This is a genomic window from Pseudomonas sp. WC2401 (assembly GCF_041200115.1).
Classification (GTDB): Bacteria; Pseudomonadota; Gammaproteobacteria; order Pseudomonadales; family Pseudomonadaceae; genus Aquipseudomonas; species Aquipseudomonas fragi.
This window is the reverse complement of sequence record NZ_CP165623.1, coordinates 1,522,210-1,542,512: the sequence shown is the minus strand read 5'-3', so window position 1 is coordinate 1,542,512 and position 20,303 is coordinate 1,522,210. Positions and strand designations below refer to the sequence as shown.

General features: G+C 59.3%; 21 protein-coding genes and 1 other RNA gene. 6 read left to right on the top strand and 16 right to left on the bottom strand.

Going from position 1 to position 20,303, the window contains the following annotated elements; all coding sequences use genetic code 11:
* From mraY to rsmI, 9 genes are all read right to left on the bottom strand, one after another.
* Entirely contained in the window at positions 1–1,083 is a 1,083-nt protein-coding gene (mraY, locus tag AB3G35_RS07070; protein ID WP_083369779.1) for a phospho-N-acetylmuramoyl-pentapeptide-transferase, read from the bottom strand.
* The gene (gene murF, locus AB3G35_RS07065; RefSeq protein ID WP_169910877.1) at positions 1,083–2,450 is read right to left on the bottom strand and encodes a UDP-N-acetylmuramoyl-tripeptide--D-alanyl-D-alanine ligase; all 1,368 of its coding nucleotides are present in this window, start codon (positions 2,448–2,450) and stop codon (positions 1,083–1,085) included. Before murF ends, mraY begins: the two co-directional genes overlap by 1 nt.
* The gene (locus AB3G35_RS07060; RefSeq protein ID WP_315245139.1) at positions 2,443–3,906 is read right to left on the bottom strand and encodes a UDP-N-acetylmuramoyl-L-alanyl-D-glutamate--2,6-diaminopimelate ligase; all 1,464 of its coding nucleotides are present in this window, start codon (positions 3,904–3,906) and stop codon (positions 2,443–2,445) included. Before AB3G35_RS07060 ends, murF begins: the two co-directional genes overlap by 8 nt.
* Positions 3,906–5,654: a penicillin-binding protein 2 gene (locus AB3G35_RS07055; RefSeq protein ID WP_083369777.1), complete on the bottom strand. Its 1,749-nt coding sequence runs from the start codon at positions 5,652–5,654 to the stop codon at positions 3,906–3,908. Before AB3G35_RS07055 ends, AB3G35_RS07060 begins: the two co-directional genes overlap by 1 nt.
* Positions 5,651–5,944: a cell division protein FtsL gene (ftsL, locus tag AB3G35_RS07050; RefSeq protein ID WP_019823808.1), complete on the bottom strand. Its 294-nt coding sequence runs from the start codon at positions 5,942–5,944 to the stop codon at positions 5,651–5,653. Before ftsL ends, AB3G35_RS07055 begins: the two co-directional genes overlap by 4 nt.
* Entirely contained in the window at positions 5,941–6,888 is a 948-nt protein-coding gene (gene rsmH, locus AB3G35_RS07045; RefSeq protein WP_016779522.1) for a 16S rRNA (cytosine(1402)-N(4))-methyltransferase RsmH, read from the bottom strand. The genes ftsL and rsmH overlap by 4 nt, the downstream gene beginning before the upstream one ends.
* Positions 6,885–7,340 (bottom strand): division/cell wall cluster transcriptional repressor MraZ, encoded by a 456-nt coding sequence (gene mraZ / locus AB3G35_RS07040; protein ID WP_016779521.1) that lies wholly within the window; start codon positions 7,338–7,340, stop codon positions 6,885–6,887. The genes rsmH and mraZ overlap by 4 nt, the downstream gene beginning before the upstream one ends.
* A 355-nt stretch (positions 7,341–7,695) precedes the next feature.
* An RNA gene (rnpB, locus tag AB3G35_RS07035) (RNase P RNA component class A) lies at positions 7,696–8,049 on the bottom strand.
* Between the two features lie 140 nt (positions 8,050–8,189).
* The gene (gene rsmI, locus AB3G35_RS07030; protein ID WP_037000951.1) at positions 8,190–9,044 is read right to left on the bottom strand and encodes a 16S rRNA (cytidine(1402)-2'-O)-methyltransferase; all 855 of its coding nucleotides are present in this window, start codon (positions 9,042–9,044) and stop codon (positions 8,190–8,192) included.
* Between the two features lie 235 nt (positions 9,045–9,279).
* On the opposite strand from rsmI, the gene AB3G35_RS07025 reads away from it, so the two are divergent.
* The 4 genes from AB3G35_RS07025 (at position 9,280) to AB3G35_RS07010 (ending at position 12,723) form a co-directional block, all read left to right on the top strand.
* The gene (locus tag AB3G35_RS07025; RefSeq protein ID WP_369782421.1) at positions 9,280–11,052 is read left to right on the top strand and encodes a penicillin-binding protein activator; all 1,773 of its coding nucleotides are present in this window, start codon (positions 9,280–9,282) and stop codon (positions 11,050–11,052) included.
* Positions 11,052–11,417: a YraN family protein gene (locus tag AB3G35_RS07020; protein WP_088379001.1), complete on the top strand. Its 366-nt coding sequence runs from the start codon at positions 11,052–11,054 to the stop codon at positions 11,415–11,417. The genes AB3G35_RS07025 and AB3G35_RS07020 overlap by 1 nt, the downstream gene beginning before the upstream one ends.
* Before the next feature lie 134 nt (positions 11,418–11,551).
* Complete coding sequence (locus AB3G35_RS07015; protein WP_016779517.1) at positions 11,552–12,145, top strand: phosphoheptose isomerase; 594 nt, start codon at positions 11,552–11,554, stop codon at positions 12,143–12,145.
* The gene (locus AB3G35_RS07010) at positions 12,142–12,723 is read left to right on the top strand and encodes a BON domain-containing protein (protein WP_016779516.1); all 582 of its coding nucleotides are present in this window, start codon (positions 12,142–12,144) and stop codon (positions 12,721–12,723) included. Before AB3G35_RS07015 ends, AB3G35_RS07010 begins: the two co-directional genes overlap by 4 nt.
* 54 nt (positions 12,724–12,777) lie before the next feature.
* Here the strand turns inward: AB3G35_RS07010 and AB3G35_RS07005 are convergent, their stop codons facing one another.
* The 7 genes from AB3G35_RS07005 to rplM form a co-directional block, all read right to left on the bottom strand.
* Entirely contained in the window at positions 12,778–13,191 is a 414-nt protein-coding gene (locus AB3G35_RS07005) for a ClpXP protease specificity-enhancing factor (RefSeq protein ID WP_016779515.1), read from the bottom strand.
* Positions 13,192–13,207: 16 nt separating this feature from the next.
* On the bottom strand, positions 13,208–13,825 hold the full coding sequence (locus tag AB3G35_RS07000; RefSeq protein ID WP_016779514.1) for a glutathione S-transferase N-terminal domain-containing protein: 618 nt from the start codon (positions 13,823–13,825) through the stop codon (positions 13,208–13,210).
* 186 nt (positions 13,826–14,011) lie between these two features.
* Complete coding sequence (locus tag AB3G35_RS06995; RefSeq protein WP_016779513.1) at positions 14,012–14,791, bottom strand: cytochrome c1; 780 nt, start codon at positions 14,789–14,791, stop codon at positions 14,012–14,014.
* A complete protein-coding gene (locus tag AB3G35_RS06990) occupies positions 14,791–16,002 on the bottom strand; it encodes a cytochrome bc complex cytochrome b subunit (protein WP_016779512.1) in 1,212 nt (403 codons plus the stop codon). Before AB3G35_RS06990 ends, AB3G35_RS06995 begins: the two co-directional genes overlap by 1 nt.
* Positions 16,002–16,595 (bottom strand): ubiquinol-cytochrome c reductase iron-sulfur subunit, encoded by a 594-nt coding sequence (gene petA / locus AB3G35_RS06985; protein WP_083369776.1) that lies wholly within the window; start codon positions 16,593–16,595, stop codon positions 16,002–16,004. Before petA ends, AB3G35_RS06990 begins: the two co-directional genes overlap by 1 nt.
* Before the next feature lie 254 nt (positions 16,596–16,849).
* Entirely contained in the window at positions 16,850–17,242 is a 393-nt protein-coding gene (rpsI, locus tag AB3G35_RS06980; RefSeq protein WP_003216038.1) for a 30S ribosomal protein S9, read from the bottom strand.
* A 14-nt stretch (positions 17,243–17,256) separates the two neighbouring features.
* Positions 17,257–17,685, bottom strand: coding sequence for a 50S ribosomal protein L13 (rplM, locus tag AB3G35_RS06975; RefSeq protein ID WP_369782419.1), 429 nt, complete (start codon positions 17,683–17,685; stop codon positions 17,257–17,259).
* Positions 17,686–17,931: 246 nt separating this feature from the next.
* On the opposite strand from rplM, the gene AB3G35_RS06970 reads away from it, so the two are divergent.
* Both AB3G35_RS06970 and AB3G35_RS06965 read left to right on the top strand, forming a co-directional pair.
* The gene (locus AB3G35_RS06970) at positions 17,932–18,972 is read left to right on the top strand and encodes an NADP(H)-dependent aldo-keto reductase (RefSeq protein WP_016779510.1); all 1,041 of its coding nucleotides are present in this window, start codon (positions 17,932–17,934) and stop codon (positions 18,970–18,972) included.
* A 268-nt stretch (positions 18,973–19,240) separates the two neighbouring features.
* Positions 19,241–20,176, top strand: coding sequence for a GlxA family transcriptional regulator (locus AB3G35_RS06965; RefSeq protein ID WP_169844891.1), 936 nt, complete (start codon positions 19,241–19,243; stop codon positions 20,174–20,176).
* The last annotated feature ends 127 nt before the right edge of the window (positions 20,177–20,303 follow it).

Genomic DNA, 20,303 nt, shown 5'->3' with positions numbered 1-20,303 from the left:
CTACCTCAGCTTCAGTGTGGCAAGGCCAACCAGCACGAGGATCACGGTGATAATCCAGAAACGGACAATCACGCGCGGCTCAGGCCAGCCCTTGAGTTCAAAGTGGTGATGAATCGGCGCCATGCGGAACACCCGCTTGCCGGTCAACTTGAAGGACGCTACCTGGATCACCACCGAGAGGGTTTCCATCACGAACACACCGCCCATGATGAACAGCACGATTTCCTGACGCACGATTACGGCGATGGTGCCCAGGGCTGCACCTAGCGCCAGTGCGCCGACGTCACCCATAAACACTTGCGCGGGGTAGGTGTTGAACCACAAAAAGCCCAGGCCGGCGCCAATCAATGCGCCGCAGAACACGATCAACTCACCCGCGCCCGGGACATACGGGATCAGCAGGTAATCGGCAAATTTCACGTTGCCCGACAGGTAGCAGAAGATACCCAGCGCGCCGCCTACCATCACGGTCGGCATGATCGCCAGGCCATCGAGGCCGTCAGTCAGGTTGACCGCGTTGCTCGAACCTACGATCACAAAGTAGGTGAGTACCACAAAGCCGATACCCAGCGGGATGCTGGCATCCTTGAGGATGGGCAGGATCAGGGTGGTTTCCACTGCGCTTGGCGCCGTGACGTACAAGAAGATCGCTGCACCCAGGCCGAAGACCGACTGCCAGAAATACTTCCAGCGGCTCGGCAGGCCACGGGAGTTTTTCTCGATGACCTTGCGGTAGTCGTCAACCCAGCCGATGGCGCCGAACAGCAGGGTCACGATCAGCACGACCCACACATAACGGTTGCTCAGGTCAGCCCACAACAGCGTGCTGATGGCGATGGCCGACAGAATCAGCGCGCCGCCCATGGTCGGGGTGCCGGATTTGGACAGGTGCGATTGCGGGCCGTCATTACGCACCGACTGGCCGATCTGACGGTTTTGCAGGGTGCGGATCATCCACGGCCCCAGGCACAGCGACAAGGTCAACGCGGTCAGCACCCCGAGAATCCCGCGCAGGGACAGGTACTGGAAGACCGCGAAGCCTTTGTAGAACTGTTGCAGATACTCCGCTAGCAGCAGCAGCATTAATGTTTCTCCCCGCTGGAACCGCACAGAGCCGCAACGACGTTTTCCATCGCAGCGCTACGCGAGCCCTTGATCAAAATAGTGGTGTTTGTTTCGTGCTCAGCGCGAAGCGCCTTGATCAGGTCAGCCTGATTGGCGAAGTGACGAGCCTGGTGTCCAAAAGCAGTGACGGCATGAGCCATCATGGGTCCCACCGCATAGAGCGCTGAAACTTTGTCGGCGGCATAAGCGCCTACTTCACGATGTCCTTGCTCCGCCCACTCACCCAGTTCGCCAATATCTCCGAGCACCAGGACGGTGCGGCCGGAAAAGGCGGCGAGTATATCAACGGCAGCGCACATTGAGGTGGGGTTTGCGTTGTAAGTGTCATCAATAATTCGCAGGCCGCTTGCGGTCACTTGCGCAACGGCACGGCCCTTGACCGGCAACACCGCCTCAAGGCCGGTTTTGATGCCAAACAGCGACACGCCCAGGGCATGAGCAGCGGCCGCTGCGGCCAGTGCATTGGCCACGTTATGGGTGCCCAGCAGGTTAAGTTGTACCCGCTCGCTACCCAACGGGCTGTGCAAGGTGAAGCCCGGGCAGCCGCGAGCGTCACGGCTCAGGTCGCTGGCATAAAAGTCGGCTTGAGGGTTGTTCAGGGCAAAGCTCAACACCTTGCGCCCTGCAGCCCGGTTCTTCCAGATGGCGAATGCCTTGTCATCCAGATTCAGGACAGCGATGCCGTCGGCCTTCAGCCCTTCGATGATTTCGCCTTTGGCCTCGACGATTTTATCCGGGCCGCCGAACTCGCCCACATGGGCAGTGCCGGCATTGTTGAGCACGGCCACATGGGGCTGGGTCATGGCCACGGTATAGGCAATTTCGCCGACCCGCGAAGCACCCAGCTCAATGACCGCAGCCGTGTGCTCGGCGGTCAGTTCGAGCAGCGTCAACGGCACGCCCAGATCGTTGTTCAGGTTGCCTTTGGTCGCCAGCACCGGGCCACGGGTGCGCAGGATGCAGGCGAGCATTTCTTTAACCGTGGTCTTGCCGCTGGAGCCAGTGATCGCTGCGACCGGTTTGTCATAGCCGGCACGATTGAGCGCACCCAACCGGCCCAGTGCTTCACGAGTGTCCGCAACCACCAGCTGTGGGAGTGCCGATTCCGGCACTTCGCGCTCGACCAGGGCGGCAACGGCGCCCTTGGCGGCCACTTCATTCAGATAATCGTGACCGTCGAAGCGCGGCCCGGTCAGTGCGATAAACAGCTGACCCTTGGTGATCGCCCGGCTGTCGATGCTGACGCCATTGAACCGGCAGTCGGCCTCGACCACACGCCCTTGCAGGGCAGCGGCCACTTCACTTAGCAACAGAGGCTTAAGCATGGGCGGCCTCCCAGGCGTTCAGGGCTTTTTCGGCTTCGACCAGATCAGAGAAATCATGGCGCTCGCCATTGATTTCCTGATAGTCCTCATGACCTTTACCGGCCAGCACAATCACGTCATCGGCGCTGGCACCAGCGATCAGTTGCGCAATGGCATCGCCACGGCCCGCAACAAACGTGACGTCCTGCGGCGCGATAAAACCTTCACGGATGTCATCGAAAATTTGCCCCGGTGCTTCGCTGCGCGGGTTGTCATCAGTGACCAGTACACCGTCAGCCAAACGTTCAACCACTTGCGCCATCAACGGGCGCTTGCCGCGATCGCGGTCGCCGCCACAGCCGAACAGGCACAGCAGCTGACCTTTGGCATGCGGGCGCAGGGCCAGCAGGACTTTTTCCAGGGCATCCGGGGTGTGGGCGTAGTCGACCACCACCAGCGGCTTGTCGCCGCCACCCAAACGCTGCATACGCCCGACCGGGCCTTCCAGTTTGGGCAGCACTTTGAGAATTTCATCCAGCGGGTAGTCCAGCCCCAGCAAGGCGCCAACGGCAGCCAATACGTTGCTCAGGTTGAAACGCCCCAGCAGGGAGCTGCGCAACAGATGCTCGCCTTGCGCCGTGACCACGGTGGCGCGCACGCCGTCGTCGTCAAAGGTCGCATCACGGCAATACAGGGTGGCGCTGGCGTCTTCAAGGCTGTAGCTGATCAGGCGCGAATCGTGTTTTTCGCCGGCCAGTTGACGACCGAATTCATCATCAAGGTTGAGCACGCGGCAACGCAGGTCCGGCCAGGCAAACAGCTTGGCCTTGGCGGCAGCGTAAGCCTCCATCGTGCCGTGGTAGTCCAGATGATCGCGGGACAGGTTGGTCAGCACGGCAACGTCGAATGCCAGGGCACTGACACGGCCCTGATGCAAACCGTGGGAGGAAACCTCCATCGCCACCGCTTTGGCCCCGGCCTTTTTCAGGTCGGCCAGCATGGCTTGTACGGCAATCGGGTCCGGTGTGGTGTGACGGCCGCTTTGCAGCGCGCCATAGAACCCGGTGCCCAGGGTGCCGACGATGCCGCAGTGCTGACCCAGCAGGTCGAGCGCCTGGGCCACCAGTTGGGTAACGCTGGTTTTGCCGTTGGTGCCAGTGACCCCGACCAGATTCAAATGACGGCTGGGCTCACCATAAAAGCGCCCGGCGATATCTGACAGCTGCGCCGCCAGGCCCTTGACCGGAATCAGCGGCACCGCAGAGATGGGCAGCACATCAGCGCCGTCCACTTCATACGCCACGGCAGCCGCACCGCGCTTGAGCGCATCGGCAATATGTTCACGCCCATCGAGCTTGCCGCCAGGAACCGCAAGGAACAAATCACCTGCGCGTACAGTGCGGCTGTCGAGGCTCAGTTCACGAATCAGCAGATCGTGGCCGGCGTGAGGAAAAATCTTGTTCAGGCTCAGGGACATTAGCCGCGCCCTCCTTTGGCTGCTGCAGCGGCTGCCGCTGCTTGTTGCTCCGCTGCCGTTGGCAGGTTATCCGGGATCACGTTCATCAAACGCAGGGTGCCGGACATGACTTTGCTAAATACCGGAGCCGATACCAGACCACCGAAGTAGCCCGCCTTGCTCGGCTCATCAATCACTACAACGATCGCGTAGCGCGGGTCGCTCATGGGGCCAAAGCCGGCAAACAGCGAACGGTAGGAGTTGACTGCGTAGCCCTTGACGCCACCGGAAGAGGTTTTACGCGCCGTACCCGACTTGCCGCCGACGTGATACGCCGGAACCTTGGCACGCCATACACCACGCGGGTTTTCAATTACTTCCTGGAGCATGCCCTGCACCGTTTTGGCGACTTGCTCGGGCATCACTTGAGCGGCCTGAACCGGCTTGTCCTTGTCCGTCTTGAGCAGGGTCAGCGGCGCCAGCTTGCCGTTGTTGGCCAGGGCCGAGAAGGCATGAACCAGTTGGATGGCAGTCACGGAAACGCCGTAGCCGTAAGACAGGGTCGCGGTTTCCGCCTTGCGCCATTCACGGTAGTTGGGCAGGTTGCCCACGCGCTCACCCGGGAAGCCCAGGCCGGTGTCCTGGCCCAGGCCCATCTTGGCCATCTGGCGGAAAATCGCTTCGCCACCGATATCGAAGGCCACCTTGCTCATGCCCACGTTACTGGAGTTGATCAGGATGCCGGTCAGGTCGAGGACCGGACCTTCGGTGCGCGATACGTCACGAATGGTGTACTTGCCCAGCTGCAAGGTGCCCGGGTAGACCTCGACCTTGTCGGTAGGCTTCCAGCGCCCGGTTTCCAGGGCCGCACTCATGGAGATCGGCTTGACCGTGGAACCCGGCTCGAACACGTCGATCATGGCGCGGTTGCGCATCATCGCCGGTTGCAGGTTGCGACGGTTGTTGGGGTTATAGGTGGGCTGGTTGACCATGGCCAGAATCTCGCCGGTCTTCACATCCATGATCACCAGGCTGCCGGCCTTGGCGCCGTTCTCGACCAGCGCATTGCGCAGCTCGCGGTTGGCCAGGTATTGCAGGCGCAGGTCAATCGACAACGCCAAGGTCTTGCCGGCCTTGGCGTTTTTGGTCACTTGCACGTCCTTGATCAGACGCCCGCGCCGGTCCTTGATGACCTGTCGCTTGCCAGGTACACCGGCCAGCCACTCGTCATAGGCCAGTTCGACGCCTTCCCGACCCTTGTCGTCGATATCGGTGAAGCCGACCATGTGCGCGGTCACTTCGCCCGCCGGGTAGAAGCGACGGAACTCTTCAATGCCATAAACGCCCGGCACCTTGAGGTCGAGCACGACCTGGCCCTGCTCGGGGGTCAGGCCCCGGACCAGGTAGATAAACTCTTTATTGGCTTGCTGCTCCAGGCGCGCAGTGAGCACCTTGGGATCTTGCCCAAGCGCGTGCGCCAATGCAGGCCAACGGTCTTTGGCAACCTGCATTTCCTTGGCATTGGCCCACAGGGTGGTCACCGGCGTACTCACGGCCAATGGCTCGCCATTACGGTCGGTAATCAGGCCTCGGTGAGCAGGGATAGGGATATGCCGCAAGCTGCGCGCATCGCCCTGGCCCTTGAGGAAGTCATGGTCGATCACTTGCAGATAAACGATCTGGCACGCGATTGCGCCTACCAGCAGTGCCAGCAAGGCCAGCACCACACGAAAACGCCACGGATAGAGCGCGCCTTCGAGTTTGATCATGGCGCCACCATTCGAACTTCTGCTGCGCCCGGAATGCGCATTTTCAGTTGTTCGCTCGCCAGGGTTTCGATACGGCTATGGGCAGTCCAGGTGCTCTGTTCGAGAATCAACCGGCCCCATTCTGCCTGCGCCTTGTCACGCACACTCAGCTCCCCGTACAGGGTGTTGAGCAACTGGCGGTTCCAGTGGGCGCTATAAGAAACGCCCACAGCCGAAACCAGCACGCCAATAAACAACAGCAGCATGAAAAAACTTCCGCCGGGAAGTGGTTTGGCGAAGAGCTTGTTCAACGAAGCTTCTCCGCGACGCGCATGACAGCGCTGCGCGAGCGCGGATTGGCTTTGAGTTCGGCTTCAGACGCGGTCTGTGCCTTGCCATGAATCTTGATTTTCGGAACAAAGGCAACGTGCTGCACGGGCAAGCCGCGTGGCAGGTTGTCAGGTTCGCCCTTGACCAGTTTGCGCATGAACAGTTTGACGATGCGGTCTTCCAGCGAGTGGAAGCTGATCACGACCAGGCGGCCGCCGATCGCCAGGGACTCAAGAGCAGCTTCAAGGCCCGCCTCAAGATCACCCAGTTCGTTGTTCACATGAATGCGCAGGCCCTGGAAAGTACGGGTTGCCGGGTGCTTGCCCTTTTCCCAGGCCGGGTTGGCCACTTTCAGGACTTCTGCCAGATCACCAGTGCGCTCGAACGGCTTGATGTCGCGACGCTCGACAACCGCACGCGCCATGCGCCCGGAGAAACGCTCTTCGCCGTATTCCTTGAACACGCGGGCGATCTCTTCCTGGGACGCCGTGTTGACGAACTCGGCCGCACTGATGCCGCGGTCCGGGTCCATGCGCATGTCCAGAGGACCGTCGTTCATAAAGCTGAAGCCACGCTCCGGGTCGTCCAGCTGCGGCGAAGACACGCCCAGGTCGAGCAGCACGCCATCGACCTTGCCAGCCAGGCCGCGCTCGGCAATTTCGGATCCCATCTCGGCAAAACTGCGCTGCACAATGACAAAGCGGCCGTCTTCGGCCGCCAGCGCTTGCCCGGTGGCAATCGCTTGTGGATCTTTATCAAACCCGAGCAGACGCCCCTCAGGGCCGAGCTTCTGGAGTATCAGGCGGCTATGTCCGCCGCGACCGAAGGTGCCATCCAGATAGCATCCATCAGGGCGTACGGCGAGAGCCTCTACGGCTTCGTCGAGCAGTACGGTGATGTGGTTGAAGCCGCTATCTATAGTCACAGAATTAAATCACGCAGTTCGTCAGGCATCGCGCCCGGTTGTTGAATGGCTGCAAGGTCGGCGGCAGAAACCGCTTCCCAGGCATCCTCGTCCCACAGTTGAAACTTGTTCAGCTGGCCCACCAGCATTGCGCGCTTGTCCAGTCGGGCATATTCGCGCAAGCGGGGCGGCACCAGAAAACGACCACTGCCATCGAGCTCAAGGTCGACGGCGTTACCAATCAACAGACGTTGCAAACGGCGGTTTTCTTCACGCAATGAAGGCAGCGCCCGAAGTTTGGTTTCAATCAGTTCCCACTCATCCAGCGGGTACACACACAAGCAGGGATCGACCGCATCAATGGTCACGATCAGTTGCCCGGCGCTCCTCGAAATCAGCTCGTCACGGTACCGGCTCGGCATTGCGAGTCGGCCCTTGGCATCGAGACTGATTGCGTTGGCTCCGCGAAACACTGGTCGCATCTCCAAATATTAGCGTTTTACGTCTAAAAAACCCACTTCATGCCACTTTTCGCCACTTATGCACACTATAGGAATGCGCCCACACCACCGTCAAGGAGCGGCCTACAGGAAAACCCTTACATAACGGAGATTTAGGAGGGGAAACAGACGTGGAGCAGTAAGCGGAGGGATTTTTTGACCAGCGACGTGCTGCCAATTCAAAGCTCTAGACTTCAAACTTAAAGTAGTTTGTTAAGAGTAAGAACTTTTCGGCATTACGTCGGGAAATATTCTGACATTGAATAGCGGGGGATAAAGCGACTTCGAGTAAAGCAATCTGCCTGCAGGGCAAGCAGAAGAGAAAAAGGTGGAGAGTCGATCTGTAAGCCGGGTTCTGTCGTGAACAGTCATTCGTCTACGATGGCCATCACTGGACATCTTTAGCAACCTACCCGGTCCCAGCGCGGGCCACGCCTTGGGACCCTATTTGGTCTTGCTCCAAGTGGGGTTTACCTAGCCACGAACTGTTGCCAGTCGTGCGGTGCGCTCTTACCGCACCTTTTCACCCTTACCGGCGCCGAAGCGCTTAGGCGGTTATTTTCTGTGGCACTTTCCGTAGGCTCACGCCTCCCAGGCATTACCTGGCACTTCGCCCTATGGAGCCCGGACTTTCCTCCCCCCCCTAATTTTCATAGAGGGCAGCGACTGTCCAATCGACTCTCCGGCGCGAAGATTAACTGTACAGAGCGTATAGAACAAGCGTTAAACGCCGCAAGGCAGGTTGATTTGCCTGAGTTGCGGCCTTTAGTCACGGGGTCAGCCCTGCAAAGATATCAAAAAGCCATCACTTGATATCAATCGTTACTCTGCTTTCTGCTTTTCAAGTGCAACTTGGTACAAGACGTTTTTGCGCTCACCGGTTATTTCAGCAGCAAGTGCAGCCGCACGCTTGAGTGGCATCTCTTTAAGCAACAAGTCGAGAATACGCATCGCTTCACTGCTGACCGCCTCTTCTGTTTCAGGCGCAGTCCAGCCGGCAACCAGAACCACGCACTCGCCGCGCTGCTGGTTACTGTCATTTTCAACAAAAGCGCGCAACTCGGACAAGGGCAAGCCCTTGAGCGTCTCGAAGGTTTTGGTCAGCTCTCGCGCCAGCAATGCCGGACGCTCAGGCCCAAATACCAATTCAAGATCTTGCAGGCACTCAAGAATACGGTGCGGCGCCTCGTAAAAAATCAGCGTGCGCGGCTCTTCTTTAAGTAACTGCAGGCGCGAACGACGCCCGACGGCCTTGGCCGGCAGGAACCCCTCAAAGATAAAGCGATCAGAGGGCAGGCCTGCAGCCGACAAGGCGGCGATCAAGGCACAGGCACCCGGCACGGGCACAACCTTGACCCCGGCCGCCCGCGCCTGGCGCACAAGGTGATAACCCGGATCGGAAATCAGCGGCGTACCGGCATCAGAGATCAACGCCACATCTTCACCCGCCAGCAAACGCTGAATAAAACGGCTGCCCTCATCCCGCTCGTTGTGTTCGTGACAGGCGCCCAGCGGCGTGGAAATACCAAAGTGCTGCATCAAACGCAGGGAGTGGCGCGTGTCTTCGGCCGCAATCAGCGACACGTCACGCAATACCTTGAGCGCACGCGCACTGATGTCGTCCAGGTTACCGATGGGCGTGGCCACCACATAAAGTGAGCCAAGAACGGAATTCAAATCACCTGGAGCAGTCAAAACGCACACCTCATAAGAGTTAAAGGCGCCATTGTAGCGCGTAGAGCCCTCATGAACGCACCCACCCTGCAGGCCGCAAAACGCCAAGCGGGTAAACTTTTACTGCCACAACGTACAGAACGCATCTAAATTCAGGCTTTATTGCCGCTAACATCGCGCCCCGGCCAGTGCTTGGGTACACTTCCCAACTCATTTGATCGAGTATCAGGAACACTACATGATCGCTTGCCTGCGGCTGTTCACTGCCCTCTGCCTTGCTGCCCTGTTGGCGGCTTGCGCCAGCTCGCCCTCGTCCAGCCTTGGCGAACTTCCACGGACCCCGGATGCCAGCCTCGAGCAATTGCTCCAGCAGGCCGCCGAGAGCACCAATCCGGAAAAAGCCGCCCTGCTCCGCCTGTCGGCAGCCGATCTTGCCCAGCGCCAGCAAAACAATGCTCGCGCCGCGCAGATCCTGGCCATGGTCCCGCTGGACTCACTCAAGCCCGCCCAACAGGTCTTTGCCAACACCCTGGCAGCCGAGCTGGCGATGAGCCGCAATGACCCCAAGGCCGCAGTCGCTGCCCTGAACCATCCAAGCACGGCGATCCTGGCCGAGCTGCCAGTGGACCTGCAAGTGCGCACCCGCACTGTCCATGCCCGCGCCCTGGAGGCTGACGGCCAGGCCCTGGCCGCCGCCCGCGAACGCGCAGCGCTGAGCCCGAACCTGACCGGCGAAGCCGCCAACAGCAACAACGACGCTATCTGGGCGCTGGTGGCCAGCTTGCCGGTCGAGCAACTGCACAGCCAGAGCAATGATGTGCTGGGCGGCTGGATGTCCCTGGCCCTGGCCGTGAAGAGCGCCGGCACCCTGCAAGACCAACAGAACGCCATTGACCAATGGCGCGCACAGAATCCGGCCCACCCGGCCGCCATCCAGCTGCCGACACCGCTGATCAAGCTCAAGGAACTGGCCAGCCAGCCCCTGACCAAAATCGCCCTGCTGCTGCCACAGGAGGGCCAGTTGGCCTCGGTGAGCAAGGCACTGCGTGATGGCTTCATGGCCGCGCATTATCAGGCCCAGCAAGCAGGTCAAAACCCGCCGAGCATTCAGTTCTATGACAGCTCGCGCCTGACCTCGCTGGACGACTTCTACCGTCAGGCCCAGGCCGACGGCGTGCAGCTGGTGGTGGGCCCGCTGGAGAAATCCCTGGTCAAGCAACTCAGCACCCGCCAGCAATTACCAATCACCACCCTGGCCCTGAACTACAGCGAAGGCACACAAGGCCCGGCGCAACTGTTCCAGTTCGGTCTGGCGGCTGAAGACGAAGCCCGTGAAGTGGCGCGCCGCGCCCGGGCCGACGGCCTGACCCGCGCCGGCGCGATGGTGCCGGTCGGCGAATGGGGCGACCGCGTACTCAAGGCCTTCCGCCAGGAATGGGAAGCCCACGGCGGCACCCTCGTCGGCGTGGAGCATATCGACAAGCCTGTGGCCCTGGCCCAGCAAGTCGCCGATCTGGTGCAACTGCGCAAAAACGGCGGTTCGGCCGAACCGACACGGCGCCAGGACATGCAGTTCCTGTTCCTCGCCGCCACCCCGCAGCAGGCTCAGCAGATCAAACCGACCCTGAACTACCAGTACGCTGGCGACCTGCCGGTTTACGCGACGTCCCATGTGTTCAGCGCCAGCGGCGACCAGAACCAGTACAACGACATGAACGGCATCCGCTTCTGTGAAACCCCCTGGCTGCTCGACCCGAGCAACCCGCTGCGCCAGCAAGTGACCGCACAATGGCCACAAGCCGGTGGCAGCCTGGGGCGCCTGTACGCGATGGGCATTGACGCCTACCGCCTGGCACCGAGCCTGGGCCAGCTCAAGGCCCTGCCCGACAGCCGGATTGACGGCATGTCCGGCAGCCTGAGCATGAGCCCGACACAGCGCGTGGAACGCCAGCTACCGTGGGCCGAATTCACCAATGGCCAGCCCCAACGCTTGCCGGCTACGATCAACTGATGCCCGAACGCTCAAGCCAGCAAGCTGGCAAGGATGCCGAGCGTCTGGCGCTGCGGCATCTTGAGCAACAGGGTTTGCGCCTGCTGGCGCAGAACTGGTCATGCAAGCGTGGCGAGCTGGATCTGGTCATGCTTGACGGCGATACAGTAGTATTCGTCGAAGTTCGTTACCGCCAACATGCGCAATGGGGTGGCGCACTGGCCAGTATTGATGCACGCAAGCGTCAAAAGCTGGTACTGGCCGCCCAGCACTTTTTGCAGCAACAAGCGCGCTGGGCCAATCACCCGTGCCGCTTTGACGTAGTGACAATGGACAGCACAACACCCCGATTGAACTGGCTACGGAATGCCTTTGACAGCCAGTAGCGCTGCCAGGCCGATTCCAGCACCCTTTTTTAACGATTTTGCTTTGCTTTGCGGGCTGCACATTCTTGTGCCGGGAAGTCACCCAGCAACACCTGGATCACGCCCGACCAGCCGCCCTACTTAAGGTCACATAGATGGACATGCAATCCCGGATCCGCCAGCTTTTTCAGGCCAGCATCGACACCAAGCAGCAGGCAATGGAAGTGCTCGCCCCCCATATCGAGCAAGCCAGCCAGGTGATGGTTAACGCCCTGCTCAACGAAGGCAAGATGCTCTCGTGCGGCAATGGCGGGTCGGCAGGCGACGCCCAGCACTTTTCATCCGAGCTGCTCAACCGCTTCGAACGCGAGCGCCCGAGCCTGCCTGCCATCGCACTGACCACCGACACGTCGACCATCACCTCGATCGCCAACGATTACAGCTTCAACGAGATCTTCTCCAAGCAGATCCGCGCCCTCGGCCAGCCCGGCGACGTGTTGCTGGCCATTTCCACCAGCGGTAACTCGGCCAACATCATCCAGGCGATCCAGGCGGCCCATGACCGCGAAATGATCGTGGTCGCAATGACCGGCCGCGACGGCGGCGGCATGGCCTCGCTGCTGCTGCCCGAGGATGTGGAAATCCGCGTTCCGTCCAATGTCACTGCACGTATTCAAGAAGTCCACCTGCTGGCGATCCACTGCTTGTGCGATCTGATCGACAGCCAACTGTTCGGGAGTGAAGAATGACTTTTAATCGCCTAGGCCTGGTAGCCCTGACCCTGTGTCTTGGTCTGACCGCCGGCTGCAGTTCGGTACTGACCGCCACCCGTGACAAGCCCATTGAGGATGATCGCGGCACCCGCACCTTCGGCAGCAAAATCGATGACTCCCTGATCGAAACCAAAGTTGCCGTGAACGTGGCCAAGGCCAACCCTGACCTGGACACCGGCTCGCACATTGTTGTCACCAGTTACAACGGCATCGTGCTGCTGGCCGGCCAGACTCCGCGCGCCGACCTCAAGGCTCAGGCCGAACAGGCCGCTGCTGCAGTGCAGCGGGTGAAGAAGGTCAACAACGAGCTGCAGGTCATGGCACCCTCGTCGATCCTGGCACGCAACAACGATGCCTGGCTGACCACCAAGATCAAGACCCAGATGCTGACCGACAGCGCCATTCCCGGCTCGCGCATCAAGGTGGTCACCGAGAACGGCATCGTCTACATGCTCGGCCTGGTCACCAAGCAGGAAGCCGCCCGTGCCACCAGCCTTGTACAGAGCGTTTCCGGGGTACAGAAAATCGTCAAACTGTTCGAGTACATCGACTGACAGCCCCCAACTGCCAGGCACAAAAAAGGCGACCTCTTCAGGTCGCCTTTTTTATTACTTCACCACTTTCAGGCTTGGTCGGCCTGTAGGGCGCGGCGGCTCTGAGCCTGGCGGCGGACCGTCGTCATCCGGCTCAACCTCGTCATCAGCCTCCAGAGGCTCTTCCAGGTCGAACACCATGCCCTGGCCATTCTCACGAGCGTAAACGCCCAGGATTGCGGCAATAGGCACGTACAACGTGTGTGGCACACCACCAAAACGCCCTTCAAAGCTTACTGCTTCGTTGTCCATGTGCAATTGACGCACGGCGGTTGGCGAAACATTCAGGACAATCTGCCCGTCACTGGCAAAACCCGCAGGCACTTGCACCTTGGGGTAGTCAGAGTTAACCAGCATGTGCGGAGTGCAGTCGTTATCAACGATCCACTCATAGAGCGCACGCACCAGATAAGGTCGACTTGAATTCATCGAGGGCTCCTAAGCCTTAGCGCATGTCGCGTTCGACACCAGACAGACTCGCCTGGAAAGCCTCACGCGCAAATTGGCGCTCCATATAGTCGAGCAACGGCTTGGCTGGCCGCGGCAATTCAATACCCAAAACAGGCAAGCGCCAGAGTATCGGCAATAGGCAGCAGTCGACCAGACTTTGCTCATCACTGAGGAAAAAAGGTTTGTCGGCAAATAATGCAGAAACACCCGTCAGGCTTTCGCGCAGCTCCTTGCGGGCCTGCACACGCGCCGGCTCCTTGGTCCGCGAATCAAGGATCAGGTCAACCAGCGCACACCAGTCGCGCTGGATGCGATGGATCAGCAGGCGGCTATTGGCCCGCGCGACCGGGTAAACCGGCAACAACGGCGGATGCGGGTAGCGCTCATCCAGATATTCCATCACCACGGTCGACTCCCACAACGCCAGGTCACGATCGACCAGGGTTGGCAGGCTGCCGTAGGGGTTCACTTCGATCAGCTTCGGCGGCTGACGGCCCGCCTCCACACTGATGATCTCGGCGCTGACACCTTTCTCTGCGAGCACAATGCGTACCCGGTGGGAATAGTGGTCGGCGGGGTCGGAGTAACAGGCCAACCGATTGGTCACGCCCATGGCGGTCCTCCTCGCTTGTTGAAATTATCGGGAGCAGAAAAACGAACGCGCCCAAGGAACGCCTCTGATAACCGCAACCCGGGTGGCAGGCAAGGTCATTGACCCCACCTGCCACCCGACCTGCACTGTTACCTTTTCAGAGACACCCTTGGGCGCGCACGATTAACAGCATTGCGTGTAACTATATCAGTGCACATCTTTCCAGTATTCGCGCTTGAGCAGATAAGCGAATACAAAGAGGAAGGCCAGGTAGATCAGCACGTAAGTACCGATGCGCTGATGCTCCAGCTTCACCGGGTTGGCCGAGTAGGCCAGGAAGGTCACAAGATTCTTGATCTTCTCATCGAACTGCTCTTCTGTCAGGGCGCCGGTTTTTGGCAGCACTGTCAGCTGGTCGCACGCTTCATGGGTCAAAGGCGTGCCGGTGAGCGGATCATACTGCTTCTTGCCGTCTTCGACGATCTGAACTTGCTTGCAACCGATGACCTGACGACCTTGCAACGGTGCCAGCACGTTAGGCATGCCTACGTTCGGGAAGACCTTGTTGTTCACACCCCAGGGGCGCGACGGGTCTTCGTAGAAGGCACGCAGGTAGCTGTACAGCCAGTCGGTGCCGCGCACACGGGCTACCAGGGTCAGGTCCGGCGGTGCTGCACCGAACCAGGCCTTGGCATCGTTGGGCTGCATGCCGATCTTCATGTGATCGCCAATCTTGGCACCGGTGAACACCAGGTTATCAAGCATGACTTCATGGGGGATGCCCAGGTCGTCGGCTACGCGCTCGTAACGCTGGAACTTGGCGCTGTGACAGCCCATGCAGTAGTTGGCGAATGTACGCGCGCCGTCCTGCAGGGCCGCCTTGTCAGAAACATCGATGTCGACCTTGTCGAGCTGCACACCCTGTTCTGCCGCAAAGGAGAACACAGGCATTACCGCGAGCATCAATACAGCAAATAGCTTTTTCATCAGCCAGTCACCCTTTCCGGAACCGGTTTGGTCTTCTCAAGCCTGGTGTAGAACGGCATCAGAATGAAGTAGGCGAAGTACAGGAACGTACACACCTGCGACAGCAGCGTGCGGCCCGGGGTCGGTGCCAATACACCCAACACGCCCAGGATCACGAAGGAGATGCAGAACACCCACAGCCATACCTTGCTCATCCAGCCCTTGTAGCGCATGGATTTGACCGGACTGCGGTCAAGCCACGGCAACACGAACAGCACGGCAATCGCGGCGCCCATGGCAATGACGCCAAGCAGCTTGTCCGGGATGGCCCGCAGGATCGCGTAGAACGGCGTGAAGTACCAGACAGGGGCAATGTGCTCCGGCGTCTTGAAGGCGTTAGCCTGTTCAAAGTTCGGTTTTTCCAGGAAGTAACCACCCATTTCCGGGAAGAAGAACACAATCGAGCAGAAGATAAACAGGAACACCACCACGCCGACAATGTCTTTGACGGTGTAGTACGGGTGGAACGGAATGCCGTCCAGCGGTATGCCGTTTTCGTCCTTGTGCTTCTTGATGTCCACGCCGTCGGGGTTGTTGGAGCCGACTTCGTGCAGGGCCAGGATGTGCAGCACCACCAGGCCCAGGATCACGATAGGCAAGGCCACCACGTGCAGGGCGAAGAAGCGGTTCAGGGTAATCCCGGAGATCAGGTAGTCACCGCGAATCCACTGGGTCAGGTCGTTACCGATCACCGGGATCGCACCGAACAGCGAAATGATCACCTGGGCGCCCCAGTAGGACATTTGCCCCCAAGGCAGCAGGTAACCCATAAAGGCTTCAGCCATCAGGGCCAGGTAGATCATCATGCCGAACAGCCAGACCAGCTCGCGGGGCTTCTGGTACGAGCCATAGAGCAGGCCACGGAACATGTGCAGGTAAACGACGATAAAGAACGCCGATGCACCGGTAGAGTGCAGCAAGCGCAGAATTGAGCCGTATTCGACGTCACGCATGATGTATTCGACAGAAGCAAAGGCTTCTTCAGCCGACGGCGTGTAGCTCATGGTCAGCCACACACCGGTCACGATCTGGTTGACCAGAACGAGCAATGCGAGAGAACCAAAGAAATAGAAGAAGTTGAAGTTCTTCGGGGCGTAGTACTTGCTGAGGTGGTCTTCCCACATCTTGGTGGCGGGGAAGCGGGCATCTACCCAATCCATGAACTTGCTCATTACGCGTTCTCCCCATCGAGGCCAACGACAACAATGTTGTCCGTCTCATAGTAGTAGGGCGGTACTGGCAGGTTCAGCGGGGCTGGCTGGGCCTTGTAGACGCGGCCGGCCAGATCATAGTGCGAACCATGACAAGGGCAGAAATAGCCACCGACCCAGTCCTTGCCAAGATCTACAGGCGCGACCTCGGGACGGAATGTAGGCGAGCAACCCAAGTGGGTGCAAATACCGATCAACAACAGAATCTCTGGCTTGATCGACCGCAACTCGGGGTTCACATAAGCAGGCTGATCAGATTGCTTGGAGTCCGGGTCAGCGAGCTGCCCTTCAATCTTCTTCAGGTTTGCCAGGATCTCCTCGGTGCGACGTACGATGAATACCGGCTGACCACGCCACTCAGCAATCATTTGCTGACCTGGCTCAACCTTTGCAATATTCACTTTCACCGGTGCGCCAGCGGCTTTCGCCTTGGCACTGGGAAACCACGACCCCACGAACGGGACCGCCGCCCCCACCGCTCCTGCAGCACCCACCACGGATGTGGCTGCTACGAGGAAGCGACGCCGGCCGACATTTACGCCGTCATTGCTCATTCAGTCCTCTCCCATCAGCTTTGTGGCCTGTTAAATCAGGCATCTACTAAATATGCATCTATTACTTATAAAAATTTTGCAGAATGGTAATGAAAAGCCCCTAGTCTTACAAGGTAATTACCGCTCTGGGGCGGCTACAGGCCTTGTAGTATAGGCGTTTGCTGGATGTGGCAAGTTGTCACACCGTTAAATCATCGCCCATAAAAAAAGCCCAGCTCCGAAGGAGACTGGGCTTTTTTGAACGAAGCTGCGAATTAACGCTTCGAGTACTGCGGACGCTTACGCGCTTTACGCAGACCGACTTTCTTACGTTCAACTTCACGAGCATCGCGAGTAACGAAGCCAGCTTTGCGCAGAGCGCCACGCAGGGTTTCGTCATACTGCATCAGTGCGCGAGTGATACCGTGGCGGATTGCGCCAGCTTGACCACTTACACCACCACCGATCACGGTGACGTAGATGTCGAATTTCTCGACAGTCTCAGTCAGTTCCAACGGCTGACGAACTACCATGCGGGCAGTTTCGCGACCGAAGAAATTCTCCAGAGTGCGGTTGTTGATGGAGATGTTACCGGTACCCGGACGCAGGAAAACGCGAGCGGTTGCGGTTTTACGACGGCCAGTGCCGTAGTTTTGAGTCGCCGACATAATGAACTATTCCGTTAAAACTTCAGTTCTTGGGGCTGCTGAGCAGTATGAGGGTGAGCAGCGCCCGCATAGACTTTCAGCTTACGGTACATGTCGCGACCCAGTGGGTTTTTAGGCAGCATGCCTTTAACCGCGGTCTCGATCACGCGCTCAGGAGCTTTGACGATCAGCTTTTCGAAGTTGATCGACTTAATCCCGCCCGGGAAACCGGAGTGAGAGTAGTACATCTTGTCAGTGGTTTTAGCACCAGTAACACGGATTTGCTCAGCGTTGATAACAACGATGTAGTCACCGGTGTCAACGTGCGGAGTGTATTCCGGCTTGTGCTTGCCACGCAGACGGCTCGCGATCTCGGTGGCCAGACGACCCAGGGTCTGACCAGCAGCGTCGACGACAAACCAGTCGCGCTTTACTGTTTCTGGTTTAGCAGTAAAAGTTTTCATTCTTTATAGCCTCAGGGGCCGCCCTGTAAATTAGACGGCGGATCTTACTGAATAGTGCGTACTTTGACAAGTCAAAGGCAGCCGGATACAGACGCTATCGGGGGCTCGGGTCAGCGCGTCCGTTCAACGGCAAGATTCTTCGGCAGGCGGCGCATCACTTCCACTGCAGAAAGAGGTGGGCAATTATCCAGATTGCGCAAAAAATTACAACCTGCTTTTATGTTTGTTTACCCGAAGGAGCACCCGATGGACTACCGAAAGCTTGGCCGCACCGACCTGAACGTAAGCGCAATCGCCCTCGGGACCATGACCTGGGGCGAGCAGAACACCCAGGCTGAAGCCTTCGAGCAGATCGCTTACGCCAAAGATGCCGGCATCAATTTTATCGATACTGCCGAAATGTACCCGGTACCGCCCAAGGCCGAAACCTACGCCACTACCGAGCGCTATATCGGCAACTGGTTCAAGGAGCGCGGTGATCGCGCCGACTGGATCCTGGCCAGCAAGATCGCCGGCCCCGGCAACGGTATCGACTACATCCGTGACGGCAACCTCAAGCACAACCGCACCCATATCGTGCAAGCCCTGGACGCCAGCCTCAAGCGCCTGCAAACCGACTGGATCGACCTCTACCAGTTGCACTGGCCGGAGCGCAGCACCAACTTCTTCGGCCAATTGGGCTACAGCCACAACGCCGACGAAGCCTTTACCCCGCTGGAAGACACCCTCGAAGCGCTCGACGAGCAGGTCAGGGCCGGCAAGATCCGCCATATCGGCCTGTCCAACGAAACGCCGTGGGCCACCATGAAGTTCCTGCAACTGGCCGAAAGCCGCGGCTGGCCACGCGCCGTATCGATCCAGAACCCCTACAGCCTGCTCAACCGCAGCTTTGAAGTGGGCCTGGCGGAGATCGCCATTCGCGAACAGTGCGGCCTGCTCGCCTACTCGCCCCTGGCGTTCGGCATGCTCACTGGCAAGTACAGTGGCGGCGCCCAGCCGCCAAAAGGCCGCCTGAGCCTCTACAGCCGCTTCTCGCGCTATTCAAACCCGCAGGCCGTGGCTGCCAGCGAGCGCTATGTGGCCCTGGCCCGCGAACATGGCCTGGATCCGGCGCAAATGGCCCTGGCTTTCGTTACCCGCCAACCGTTCGTTACCAGCAATATCATTGGCGCCACGACGATGGAGCAACTCAAAAGCAATATTGCCAGCCACGACCTGAAGCTGTCGGATGACGTGCTGGCGGGCATTGAAGCGATCCACAAGGACCAGCCAAACCCGGCGCCTTGACCCACCGCCCCCTTGTGGGAGCGGGCTTGCTCGCGATGCAGACGCTGCGGTGTTTCAGGCAAACCCCCTGGATGCCATCGCGAGCAAGCCCGCTCCCACAAAAGCAGCAACCTCTGGACACACAGGAAAAAACATAAGACGATCCAGCCGCAAGTTGACCAATTTCACCTATAAGAATAATCAAAATATGTCTATGTCTAATCAACTCTCCACGCCCCTGCGGCGTGTCAGTATTTTGGCCATCGATCGGGTGTTCGCCTCGACCCTGATGCATGCCAAGGACTTCTTTCACCTCGCCAGCCTGCGTCACGGCAAGCAACTGGGCCAAGGCCTGACCCCCACCTTCGAAACCCGCCTGGTGAGCCCCGACGGCAAGCCGGCCACCAGCTTCAGCGACGTGGTGCTCCCCGTGGACGGCGCCCTGGAGGACACTGACATCATCATCCTCCCGGCCTTCGGTGATGACTTCGACACCCTCTGCCAGCGCTACCCCCAAGTAGTGCCCTGGCTGCGCGAACAACATGCCCGCGGTGCCGTGCTGTGCGCCGAGGCCACCGGGGTATTCTGGCTCGCCGAAGCCGGGCTGCTCGACGGCAAGGAAGCCACTACCTACTGGCGTTTTTTCGATACCTTCGCCCGTCGCTACCCCCAGGTACACCTCAACCAGGACAAGCACCTCACCGACGCCGACAACCTCTACTGCGCCGGCGGGCCGACCTCGGCCTGCGACCTCTATATCTACATGATCGAGCGTTTTTGCGGCGCCAACATCGCCCAGGCCGTGGCCCGCGACATCCTTTACGAGGTGCAGCGCAACTACACCCCGGGGCGCATCGGCTTTGGCGGCCAGAAGCTGCACCAGGACGTGATCATCCTGCAAATCCAGCACTGGCTCGAAGAGCACTTCGCCGACAAGTTCCGCTTCGAAGACGTCGCCCGCGATCACGGCATGAGCATCCGCAACTTTATGCGCCGTTTTCAGCTGGCCACCGGCGACAAACCCCTGCACTACCTGCAGCGCCTGCGCATAGAAACCGCCAAAGGCCTGCTCTCGGCCACCCGCAAAAGCATCAAGACCATCAGCTACGACGTAGGCTATGACGACGCCAGCTTCTTCGCGCGACTGTTTCGCCAACATACCGAGCTGTCGCCAAACCAGTATCGTCAACAGTTCCTGCACGCAGGTGTAAATCAGGTCGCTTAAAAACTAAGCGATGGACTACACACCAAGCAGAACAGTCTGATTTCTCCGCTCGCCCGAAAAGCCTCTGATAAAAAACGCCCTCAACAGGGGGCCCCCACAAGAAGAGGCTTTACCGGCCCTGCGGCGG